The organism is Streptomyces sp. NPDC043861 (genome assembly GCF_056435905.1).
Map to the genome: position 1 here is coordinate 282807 of NZ_JBWKDP010000012.1, position 10610 is coordinate 293416.

Sequence of the window (10610 nt, forward strand, 5' to 3'; positions counted from 1 at the left end):
GGACCTACCTTCGCTGTACACACATTGAAGACAACGTCGCACCCACAAGGAGCGTGCCCATGACCGCGAATCCGATCGCCGAGACCGTCGCGACCCTGATGCCCCGCGCCAAGGCGGAGCTCACGGAGCTGGTGGCGTTCCGTTCGGTGGCGGACCCGGCAGTGGCACCGAGGAGCGAGTGCGAGGGGGCCGCCATGTGGGTGGCCGATGCACTGCGCGACGAGGGCTTCCAGGACGTGGAACTGCTCGACACCCCTGACGGTTCCCAGTCCGTGTACGGCCTGCTGCCGGGCCCGGAGGGTGCGCCGACCGTGCTTCTGTACGCGCACTACGACGTACAGCCGATGCTGGACGAGTCGGCATGGGTGACCCCTCCGTTCGAGCTCACCGAGCGCGACGGCCGCTGGTACGGGCGCGGGGCCGCGGACTGCAAGGGCGGCTTCATCATGCACCTGCTCGCCCTGCGTGCCCTGAAGGCGAACGGCGGCATACCGGTCTCCGTCAAGGTGATCGTCGAGGGCTCCGAGGAGCAGGGCACGGGCGGTCTCGAGCGGTACGCCGAGGCGCACCCGGAGCTGTTGCGCGCGGACGCGATCGTGATCGGCGACACGGGGAATTTCCGGGTGGGGCTGCCGACCGTGACGGCGACGCTGCGCGGTATGACGATGGTGCGCGTCCGGATCGACACCCTGGAGGGGAATCTGCACTCGGGGCAGTTCGGCGGGGCCGCTCCCGACGCCCTGGCGGCCCTGATCCGGGTCCTGGACTCGCTGCGCGCCGAGGACGGCTCGACCGTCGTCGACGGGCTCGACGCCGATGCGGCCTGGGACGGCCTGCAGTACCCGGAGGGCGACTTCCGCAAGGACGCGAAGGTCCTGGACGGGGTGGGTCTGATCGGCAACGGCACGGTCGCCGACCGGATCTGGGCGCGCCCGGCCGTCACCGTCATCGGTATCGACTGCCCGCCGGTGGCGGGCGCTACGCCGTCCGTCCCCGCGAGTGCCCGCGCGCAGATCAGCCTGCGCGTGCCGCCCGGCCAGGACGCGGCCGAGGCGACGAAGCTGCTGTTCGCGCACATCGAGAAGCACACCCCCTGGAACGCCCGGGTGAGCCTGGAGCAGGTCGGGCAGGGCCAGGCGTTCCGCGCGGACGTGAACAGCCCGGCGTACACGTCGATGGCCGAGGCGATGCGGATCGCGTACCCCGGCGAGGAGATGCAGACGTCCGGCATGGGCGGGTCGATTCCGCTGTGCAACACGCTCGCCGCCCTCTATCCGGATGCGGAGATCCTGCTGATCGGCCTGAGCGAGCCGGAGGCACAGATCCACGCGGTGAACGAGAGCGTGTCGCCGCAGGAGCTGGAACGGCTGTCGGTGGCGGAGGCGCACTTCCTGGTGAACTACGCGCACTCGAAGCGGGGTTAGCCGCGGCTCAGCCGCTGGTTGCGGGCTTCACCGACGGCTACGCGGACAGCGAAGTCCGCGGAGAGCGCAGTCCGGCCCGGTGAACGTACGCTGCGGCGTACGTTCACCGCATGGACGTTGTGGAAGTACTCCCTCGGCTGCACATGCTGCGTTTCCCGATCGGCCAGGCGTATCTGTGGCGGGACGACGGGGAGTTCACGCTCATCGACGCGGGGCATGCGCACGCGGCCGCCGGCATCGAAAAGGCGGTCAGGAGGGTCGGTGGCGATCCGGCTGCGATACGGCGGATCGTCCTCACCCACTGCCACCGTGACCATGTCGGCGCGGCCGGGGAACTCGCGGACCGCTGTGGCGCGAAGGTGCTCGCACATGCGCTGGACGCGCCGGTGATCAGGGGCGAGGCGCCGGTGCCGGAGCCCGTGCTGCTCGACTGGGAGATCCCGCTGTACGAGCACGGCCTCACCGTGCCGGTGGCCCCGCCGACCCGGGTGGACCGGGAGGTGACGGACGGCGAGGAGCTGGGGTTCGGCGGAGGGGCTCGGGTGGTGCACGTCCCGGGCCACACCGATGGCTCGATCGCGGTTCATCTGCCGCGCCACGGTGTGCTGTTCACAGGGGACGCGGTCGCCGGTGCGGACCAGGTCGTGCTGGGAGTGTTCAACGTGGACCGGGAGCGGGCCGGGGCGTCACTCCGGCGGCTGGCCGGACTCGCGCCGTCCACGCTGTGCTTCGGGCACGGCGACCCGGTGACCCTCGACGCGGCGGCGGCGCTGAGAACGGCGGCCGGGCTCCCGCGCGAAGGGGGATGAGCCGCCCGGGGCCGGACCGTGCCCGTCGGCGGCCGACAGGGCTGCCCGGGTGCCGCTTCAGTCGTTCATCCGACGGGAACACCGGCTTCCAGATTGAGGACGGTTCCTCGCTCGCGGGCCCGCAGGGCCCAGCGGAGCCGCTCGTAGCGGGCCGGCGGCAGCATCCCCGCGGCCTCCTCCTCGGATGCGAACCGCCAGCCCCGCAGCTCCTCGCCGGGGAGCATCACCCGCTCGGCCTCCTCACCGCTGAGCCGGCCCCCGTCGAAGAGCATCCTGAGCCCCCCGAAGCCGGGCGGCCGGGGCGGCTCCCAGTCGACGACCAGCAGCCGCGGTACGGCGTCGAGTCGGATGCCTGTCTCCTCGGCGACCTCGCGCATCCCCGCGCGGGCCGGTGCCTCCCCCTGCTCCACCACCCCGCCGGGGAACTCCCAGCCCGGCTTGTAGGTGGGATCGACGAGCAGCACCCGGTCGTCGTCGTCGAAAAGGAGGACTCCGGCGGCGAGGGTTTCGGCAGTGGGTTCGGGTGTCTGCACGATGTCGCAGAATCCGGCGGATCCGGTGCGTATCGCTTCGGCGACGGACTCGGCGGCCTCGCGGGGCGTCAGATACGAGGTGTCCACGACATGGGCATCGGCGGTGAGCCAGCCGAGGGCGTTGCGGTAGGGCTCGATGTGGTCGTAGGCCCATTGCCGTACGCGCTGCTCGGCGTCGGGGATGTCCGGCTCGTCGCGTTGGGAGATCCGTACCCGCAGGATCGTTTCCTCCGGGGCGAGCAGGACATGGCACACCGGAATACGACGCGCGGCGAGGCCGCCGAAGATCTCATCGCGGTACTCCTGCCGCAACAGCGTCATCGGCACGACGAGGACACCCCCGCCGACCTCGGCCAGCATCGCGGACGCGGCGTCCACGACCAGTCGGCGCCAGATCGGCAGGTCCTGATAGTCGGTCACTTCGTCGAGCCGCTTCTGCGGCAGGAGATACCGCAGCGCCCCGCCGATCACCTCGGGGTCGTACAAGGTGCTGTTCGGGATCAGATCGATCAGTTCGCGAGCGGTGGAGGTCTTGCCCGCGCTGAACGCACCGTTGATCCAGACGATCACGGTTCCCCCTCTTCCGTAGCCCCCAGTGGACTGCCCGCAACACCCTGCCACGGAAACGCGCGTCACGGCCCGTCCGGACCGGCCGGGTCCGGTCCGGACGGCCGGAAGTCGGTCATGCGGATGGCCGGAAGACCCCACGGGCGGCCATGAGCGGTGGGGCGTAACAGATCCGGAGGGAACCTCGTTGGGGATCACGATGACGGGGGCGGTCAAGGACGAGGGGGTACGCGCATGCGTCGCAGAGTGCTGGAGGTGTTTCCCGCCGGGGGTCCTCGGGGCAGCTGGCCGGCCGAGGAGTTCGCCAGGGCCCGGCGCGATGAAGGGCTGGCGGCGGAGGTCGTGATGGACCTGGACACGGATGCGTTCCTGGTGGTCGTTCCCCACCAGCCGGTTCCCCACCAGCCGTCCGAGCGGAGCCGCCGCCGGGCCGGCTGAGGGAGGCGGCGCCCGGCGCCGCATTCCTCCCCGTGCGCCGGGCCGTTCATGCAGGTCCGCGCGACCGACCGGTCACCGTGTGGTCCGCGAGAGGTGGGACACGTCGTCCGCCAGGGCGAGGAGCTCGTCGACGGACCACTGGTCGTAGACGTGCTCGCCGTACTTGGCGGCGACGACACGGCCGTCGCGAGCGATCAGGAAATCGGCGGGCAGCCCCAGTCGTCCGCCGGGCTGCGTGGCTGCCGGTGCGCGTTCCCGCCCCCGGGCGACCGCCACCGCGCCGCGTACGACCGCCCGGACGACCGGGGCCCAGGCACACGGACTGAGCAGCGAGCGGGGCGCCGACTCCACCCCGAACTCGGCATACAGCAGCTTTCCGGGATCGGCGATCACGGCGAACGGGAGGTCCGCCGTGTGCTCGACCAGCTCGTCGGCGGGCGAGTGGAAGACAACGACCTCACGGATCCCGGCCGCCTCGATCTCCTGGACGCGCCTGACCACCGAGCGCAGGTGGAGATTGCAGACCGGGCACCCGGCGAACCGCCGGAACTGGAGATGGACCAGGTGCTCCGGGTCCGGGACCTTCACGGGCGGACCGGAGACCGGGACGAGCTCTCGGGCTGCGACGACGGAACCGGTGGCCGTCCGACGCATGGATGCGGGCATCGGGCTGTCCTCCCTGCGAGGAACGTAAGCGTACTCCGTACGCCTACGAGCGTAGGCGTACGGAGTACGCTGTCAAGGGCCATGCCTCGTCCGCGCTCACTCACCCACGCCCGGGTGGCCGCCGCCGCCCTCGCCGTCGTCGACCGTGAGGGACTCGCCGCCCTGACGATGCGCGCCGTCGCCGCACAGCTCGGCATGAGCACCATGGCGCTCTACCGGTACGTGGCCGACCGCGACGAGCTCGAGCAGCTGATCGTCGAGCTCGTGCTCAGCGGTGTCGACACCACACCGCCCGCTTCCGACCTGCCCTGGCCCGAACGCGTCGGCATCATGGTCGGAAGACTGCGGGACACCGTGGGATCCCACCCGGGAATCGTGCCCCTGACGGTGAGTCACCGGCACCGCTCCCCCAGCGAGCTGCGCTGGTCGGAGACCGTGCTCGGCATCCTGACCGAGGCGGGCATGGAAGGTGAGCAACGGGTCATCGCCCTGCGCGGGCTGATCGCGTACGTGGTCGGCGCGATGCAGCTCGAACATCTCGGGCCGCTGTCCGGGCAGGGAACGCAGGCCATCGCCGATCTGCCGGAAACCGAGTTCCCGTATATGGCCGAAACCGCGCGTTGCGCTGCCGGCGTCGACGCCGACCGGGAATTCCGCGGAGGGCTCGCCATGGTGCTGCGGGGCCTGGGCGGCGTCTGAGGTCTCCGGAGCATCCTTGCGGCGCGCGGTTGCGGTCACGGGAAATCCGTACGAGTTCCTCCGGGAGGCGGCGAATCTCGCCACCAAGGGACGGGCGCGGGCCCACCGACGGCCACTGCCTGATGTCGCTCCGACCGTCGCTCCGCTCCGCAACCGGGGTACACGCCGGGGGCGCCGGCGCCGACCGCTCCGCCCCCGACCGGCCGGCCCCGCGGGCGCCGGCCCGGTGGTGACGTGGCCGTGGCGGCAGAAGAAGGGCCGGAACCCCGGCACCGCTCCGTCGGAGTTCTCCCTAGTGCTGTGACCGGATCGGTTTGCCGGGAAACCCGCGGCGTCCGGTGCATGGGGTCTCCCCCGGCCCCTCGCGGCCGCGGGCATGGGGCCTCCCCCGGCCCCTCGCGGCCGAGGGCATGGGGCCTCCCCCGGCCCCTCGGGGCCGAGGGGACGTATCGCAAGGCCGGTGGGGGTGCTCCCCCTGGCTCCGCCGGGGGTACCCCCACCGGCCGGAGGCTGGGGGAGACCGCCCTCGTACCGGATGTACTTGGATGTACTCGGGTGATTCGACAACGCAGCGTGGGGGACGCCTCCCGGCGAAGCCAGGGGGAGCGCCGTGCAGGGCGCCGCGAGCCGGTGAACTGTCGAGGGAGCCCTCAGCGACTCGGGCGCACAGGAGGAAGCACGGACCGTCGGAGCCGGTCGCGACCGGGACCGTCCGCGGCGGGCGGCAGGCGGCACACGCGCCGGCGGGCCGGCGCCACCGCGCCCGGGCCGGTCACCGTGCCGGCCCGGGAGCCTCAGCCGAACGACGCCGCCGCCTCGCCCCTCAGGCCGGGCGACGCGGCGGCAGCCGCGCCCAGAAGGCCTGCGTCCGTGCCCGTGAGCGCCGGGGCCACCACGAGGTTCTGGACGAAGGAGAGCGTGGCGTACTCGCGGAGTGCGCGGCGCAGGGGCGCGAAGAGGACGTCGCCCGCGCCCGCCACTCCGCCGCCGATGACGGCGATACGGATCTCCACGAGCGTGGCGGTCGCGGCGATCCCTGCGGCCAGGGCCTGGGCGGCGCGCTCGAAGGAGGCGACGGCGACGGGATCACCCACGCTCGCCGACGCGGCCACCGCCGCTGCGGAGGTGTCACCGCCGGGAGCCGGCCGCCAGCCGTTCTCGACGGCGCGGCGCGCGATGTTGGGACCGCTGGCAATGCGTTCGACACAGCCCCGACCGCCGCAGGGGCACGGATCGCCGTCCAGGTCGACGCTGATGTGGCCGATGTGGCCCGCATTGCCGGTCGGCCCGGCGTGCAGCCTGCCGCCGAGGACCAGCCCTCCGCCGACGCCCGTCGAGACGACCATGCAGAGCGCGTTGTCGTAGCCGCGTGCCGCGCCCTTCCAGTGTTCGGCCGCGGTCATCGCAACACCGTCGCCCACCAGTTCGACGGGCAGCCCACCGGAGGCCGCGCTCACCCGGTCGACCAGGGGGAATCCGCGCCAGCCGGGCACATTGACCGGGCTGACCGTGCCGGCCGACGCGTCCACCGGGCCTGCACTGCCGATGCCGACCGCCCTGGCGTGGAGCCACAGCGGTGACGTCGCCAGTTCCCCGAGCACCGACGCCACGGCGTGCATCACCGTCTCGCCGTCCTCGCGCGCCGGGGTCGGCCGCTGCGCCCGGACCAGGATCCTGCCGCTGCCGTCCACCAGGGCGCCGGCGATCTTGGTGCCGCCGATGTCGAGCGCGGCGACGAGGTCGTTATGCATCGGTGTGCGATCTCCAAGGGGAACTGGCAGCCGGACGGTCCGCTTACCGGCGGCTTCGACGACCAGTCTCCATTGCCCTGACAACGTTGTCCAGGGCCTATGCTCGACGCCACAGCCTTGCACAGCACGGCACGTGCCCGCAGGGCATAGCCCAAGTGCCCCGAGCGGGCGCACCGACGACGACAGGACAGCGCACTGTGGCCGAGTTCGCCCGCCGCCCCGAGACCACCCGCTACGGCACCCGGCCCACCATGAAGGACGTGGCCGCGCGCGCCGGAGTCGGCCTCAAGACGGTCTCCCGGGTGGTGAACGGCGAGCCGGGTGTCACGCCGGACACCGAGCGGCGGGTGCAGGAGGCCATCGAAGCACTGGGTTTCCGGCGCAACGACAGCGCCCGGGTGCTGCGCAAGGGCCGTACCGCGTCCATCGGACTGGTCCTGGAGGACCTCGCCGATCCCTTCTACGGCCCGCTGAGCCGCGCGGTCGAGGAAGTGGCACGGGCCCATGGCGCGCTGCTGATCAACGGGTCCAGCGCGGAGGACCCGGACCGTGAGCAGGAACTGGTGCTGGCGCTGTGTGCCCGCCGCGTCGACGGGCTGATCGTCATTCCCGCAGGGCACGACCATCGCTATCTGGAGCCGGAGATCAAGGCGGGCATCGCGACGGTCTTCGTGGACCGGCCGGCCGGGCGGATCGACGCTGACGTCGTCCTGTCGGACAGCTTCGGCGGCTCCAGGGAAGGCGTCGCCCATCTGATCGCCCACGGCCACCGGAGGATCGGCTTCATCGGCGACCAGCCACGCATCCACACGGCCACGGAGCGGCTGCGCGGCTATCGCGCGGCCATGGAGGACGCGGGGCTGCCCGTGGACGAGCGATGGGTCTCGCTCGGTTCGACCGCCCCGGAGCGGGTCACGGCCGCCGTCGAGGCGATGGTCTCGGGGCCCGCGCCGGTCACCGCGGTCTTCGCGGGCAACAACCGTGTGACCGTGACCGCCGTACGCGTCCTAGCGGGACGGGACACCCCGGTCGCACTGGTCGGATTCGACGACATCGAGCTCGCCGATCTCCTCGGGATCACCGTCATCGCACAGGACGCGGCGGCGCTGGGCCGGACGGCGGCGGAGCGGCTGTTCCGCCGCCTCGACGGGGTGGCCGAGGATCCCGCCCGCGTCGAACTGACGACGAAGCTGCTGGCGCGCGGTTCGGGCGAACTGCCACCGGGGTCGTAGGAGGGCGCCCGGAGAGGCCGCCGGGAGGCTCGCGGCGTCCGCTGCGGCCGGGCGCCGCTCAGGACGTCGCACGCCGGCGCGCCCCCGCGGTCGCCGCGCTGGGCACCCGGTCCCGGCACGGCGCGGGAGTCCGGCGGCCAACACCCGCGCGCCCCCGGCGGGTTCCTGTCGGCCTGCGCATTGCGGCGCCTCGGCCGAGGACCGTCGACCACGGCCTCGTGAGGACGCGGCACGGCACGGCAGTGGGGGCATCGTGCGGTTCCATGGCGTTGCCGGCCGATTGCGTGGAGTTGCGTCGGCGTTGATCGTCAGGACAATTGTTTGATGGCATGAGCTTTCCGTCCGAGGCGGAGGGAGAGGGATTGTGAAACCTTCGACGACTGTCTCTCAGAGTCCGGGGCGCGTGCGGGTCGTTCGACTTCTCCATGTACAGGAAGGCATGGAGGAAGGATTCGTCAAAGCCTACGAGCAGGTGCGCAAACAGGTCGTGGCAACCCCTGGCCACATCGGTGAGCAGCTGTGCCGTTCGGTCGATGCACCAGGGCAGTGGCTGCTCACCAGCGAATGGGAGGACGCCGGAGCCCTCAAGCAATGGCGGACGAGCCCCACGCATGAAGCCCTCGTCAAAACGATGAACGCGTTCCTGTCCGGCGACCGGTCCACCACCCTCTTCAACGTGGTGGAATGACAGGCCGGTTCACGGACCGGCAAACCGACTCGGGCGTTCCGTCCGACCATTGGGACTCTCTCACCGCGCGTTTCGCGCGGTGAGAGAGGCATGCCGGCACAGCGGCGGACGCTGCGGAGAAGCGCCCTTTCCGCCGGCTGCGGCAGCGCCGGGACGACACGGGATGCGAGTGCCGGAAAGTCATCTGCCGACGGCACGGACGATGCCGGGGAACCGCAGCCCCCGCGCAGGTCGCCCGGGCACTCTGCGGGAAGGGGCTCCCGCGTCAGCGGCCCGCGGCCGTCAGATCACCGCGCCGCGGACGCGCGAACCCCTCGAGCTCCCCGAGGCTCAACCCGGTGAGACGGACGACCTCGTCGTCGTCGAGCGCACCGCACTCGAGCCCCCGCAGGAGATATCCGCTGAGCGCCTTCGCGGTTGCGGGCTCGTCCATGATGTCGCCCCCGGCCCTTGCGGCGTATGCCGCGAGGCGGGCTGCGGCCGCCTGCATGCCCTCCCGGTAGAAGGCGAAGACAGCGGCATAGCGGGTGGGCAGATGTCCCGGATGCATGTCCCAGCCCTGGTAGTACGCACGGGCCAGTGCCCGGCGCGTCAGACCGTAGTGGAGCCTCCACCCCTCGTGGACATGCTCGGTGGATCCCACGGGCAGCACGTTCGTCGAGCCGTCGGAGACACGGACACCCGTACCCGCGGCGGCTACCTGCATGATCGCCTTGGCGTGGTCGGCGGCCGGGTGGTCGCTCGCCTGGTACGCGGCGCTGACGCCGAGGCAGGCGCTGTAGTCGAAGGTGCCGTAGTGCAGACCCGTCGCGCGGCCCTCGGAGGCACCGATCATGCGGGCGACCGTGGCGGTGCCGTCGGCGGCGAGGACGGCCTGGCTGGTCTCGATCTGGATCTCGAAGCCGATCCGGCCGGCGTCCAGGCCGTGCGCCTTCTCGAAGGCGTCCAGGAGCCGGACGAACGCCGTGACCTGCTCGGGGTAGGTGACCTTGGGGAGAGTGAGGACGAGGCCGTCGGGCAGACCGCCGTGCTCCATGAGGCCGGTGAGGAAGACGTCCGTGGTCCGGATGCCCCGGTCGCGTACGGGCGCCTCCATGCACTTCATGCGGATGCCCATGTACGGGGCGGCACTGCCGGACGCGTACGCCTCGGAGATCAGGCGGGCGGCACGGGCGGCGTCGGAGTCCTCGTCACGACCGTGGTAGCCGTCCTCGAAGTCGACACGCAGGTCCTCGACGGGCTCGCGCTCCAGCTTGGCCCGCACCCGGGCGTGGACGGGTTCGGCGAGCTCGTCGGAGAGGCCCAGGACGCGGGCCAGCGTGGCGGCGTCCGGTGCATGCTCGTCGAGCGCGGCGAGGGCACGGTCCCCCCAGGAGCGGACGGTGTTCGCGTCGAAGGTGTCACCCGGTACGTACACGGTGTGGACAGGCTGGCGGGTGCCGGGGTCTCCCGGGTAGCGACGGGCGAGCTCCGCGTCCACCGGCGCGAGGGAGGCGCTGATTCCCTCGCTGACCGCGCCGGCGAGGCTCGTTGTCGCCTTGTCCTGCTGACCCATCGCTGCACACCCTCCCAATTTCCACTCAACGGAATTCATAATCCGCATGGTGAAGCTAGCTGGACGAGTGACCTGCGTCAATGGTCCACCGGAACGGGGTGGGGCCGCGCGGTGAGGTGTGTCGCGCGGCCCCGGGGTGTGTGGGTGGGGGTCAGCCCTTGCGGGTGTTGATTTCCTGGGTGAGCTGGGGGACGACCTCGAAGAGGTCGCCGACGATGCCGTAGTCGACGAGGTCGAAGATCGGGGCT

At 71.7% G+C, this 10610-nt stretch carries 10 protein-coding genes; 6 read left to right on the forward strand and 4 right to left on the reverse strand.

The annotated features are described in order from the left end of the window. Positions 1-59: 59 nt before the first annotated feature. Positions 60-1424: a M20/M25/M40 family metallo-hydrolase gene (locus AC068D_RS26340; protein ID WP_478825531.1), complete on the forward strand. Its 1365-nt coding sequence runs from the start codon at positions 60-62 to the stop codon at positions 1422-1424. Between the two features lie 110 nt (positions 1425-1534). Next, the gene (locus tag AC068D_RS26345) at positions 1535-2233 is read left to right on the forward strand and encodes an MBL fold metallo-hydrolase (protein WP_478825532.1); all 699 of its coding nucleotides are present in this window, start codon (positions 1535-1537) and stop codon (positions 2231-2233) included. Positions 2234-2298: 65 nt separating this feature from the next. Here AC068D_RS26345 and AC068D_RS26350 read toward each other — a convergent pair whose 3' ends face one another. Further along, complete coding sequence (locus AC068D_RS26350) at positions 2299-3336, reverse strand: NUDIX domain-containing protein (protein ID WP_478825533.1); 1038 nt, start codon at positions 3334-3336, stop codon at positions 2299-2301. A 231-nt stretch (positions 3337-3567) separates the two neighbouring features. Here AC068D_RS26350 and AC068D_RS26355 point away from each other — a divergent pair, with 231 nt between their 5' ends. Continuing rightward, positions 3568-3771: a hypothetical protein gene (locus AC068D_RS26355; protein WP_478825534.1), complete on the forward strand. Its 204-nt coding sequence runs from the start codon at positions 3568-3570 to the stop codon at positions 3769-3771. 72 nt (positions 3772-3843) lie between these two features. Here the strand turns inward: AC068D_RS26355 and AC068D_RS26360 are convergent, their stop codons facing one another. Continuing rightward, positions 3844-4437 carry a peroxiredoxin-like family protein gene (locus tag AC068D_RS26360; RefSeq protein WP_478825535.1) on the reverse strand — a complete coding sequence of 198 codons (594 nt, stop codon included), beginning with the start codon at positions 4435-4437 and terminating at the stop codon, positions 3844-3846. Between the two features lie 81 nt (positions 4438-4518). Between AC068D_RS26360 and AC068D_RS26365 the strand changes: the two genes are divergently transcribed. Further along, on the forward strand, positions 4519-5136 hold the full coding sequence (locus tag AC068D_RS26365; RefSeq protein ID WP_478825536.1) for a TetR/AcrR family transcriptional regulator: 618 nt from the start codon (positions 4519-4521) through the stop codon (positions 5134-5136). Positions 5137-5930: 794 nt separating this feature from the next. Here the strand turns inward: AC068D_RS26365 and AC068D_RS26370 are convergent. Further along, positions 5931-6887, reverse strand: a complete 957-nt coding sequence (locus tag AC068D_RS26370; RefSeq protein WP_478825537.1) for an ROK family protein — start codon at positions 6885-6887, stop codon at positions 5931-5933. A gap of 197 nt (positions 6888-7084) precedes the next feature. On the opposite strand from AC068D_RS26370, the gene AC068D_RS26375 reads away from it, so the two are divergent. Continuing rightward, positions 7085-8119 carry a LacI family DNA-binding transcriptional regulator gene (locus tag AC068D_RS26375; RefSeq protein ID WP_478825538.1) on the forward strand — a complete coding sequence of 345 codons (1035 nt, stop codon included), beginning with the start codon at positions 7085-7087 and terminating at the stop codon, positions 8117-8119. A gap of 403 nt (positions 8120-8522) precedes the next feature. Further along, on the forward strand, positions 8523-8807 hold the full coding sequence (locus tag AC068D_RS26380; protein WP_478825539.1) for an antibiotic biosynthesis monooxygenase family protein: 285 nt from the start codon (positions 8523-8525) through the stop codon (positions 8805-8807). 265 nt (positions 8808-9072) lie between these two features. Here the strand turns inward: AC068D_RS26380 and AC068D_RS26385 are convergent, their stop codons facing one another. After that, positions 9073-10362 carry a DUF6986 family protein gene (locus AC068D_RS26385; RefSeq protein ID WP_478825540.1) on the reverse strand — a complete coding sequence of 430 codons (1290 nt, stop codon included), beginning with the start codon at positions 10360-10362 and terminating at the stop codon, positions 9073-9075. Positions 10363-10610: the final 248 nt, after the last annotated feature.

What these genes read in the sequence shown, in the direction of transcription:
- AC068D_RS26340 (WP_478825531.1), top strand. Translation starts at nt 60, where the DNA reads ATGACCGCGAATCCGATCGCCGAGACCGTCGCGACCCTGATGCCCCGC.
- AC068D_RS26345 (WP_478825532.1), top strand. Translation starts at nt 1,535, where the DNA reads ATGGACGTTGTGGAAGTACTCCCTCGGCTGCACATGCTGCGTTTCCCG.
- AC068D_RS26355 (WP_478825534.1), top strand. Translation starts at nt 3,568, where the DNA reads ATGCGTCGCAGAGTGCTGGAGGTGTTTCCCGCCGGGGGTCCTCGGGGC.
- AC068D_RS26360 (WP_478825535.1), bottom strand. Translation starts at nt 4,437, where the DNA reads ATGCCCGCATCCATGCGTCGGACGGCCACCGGTTCCGTCGTCGCAGCC.
- AC068D_RS26365 (WP_478825536.1), top strand. Translation starts at nt 4,519, where the DNA reads ATGCCTCGTCCGCGCTCACTCACCCACGCCCGGGTGGCCGCCGCCGCC.
- AC068D_RS26370 (WP_478825537.1), bottom strand. Translation starts at nt 6,887, where the DNA reads ATGCATAACGACCTCGTCGCCGCGCTCGACATCGGCGGCACCAAGATC.
- AC068D_RS26385 (WP_478825540.1), bottom strand. Translation starts at nt 10,362, where the DNA reads ATGGGTCAGCAGGACAAGGCGACAACGAGCCTCGCCGGCGCGGTCAGC.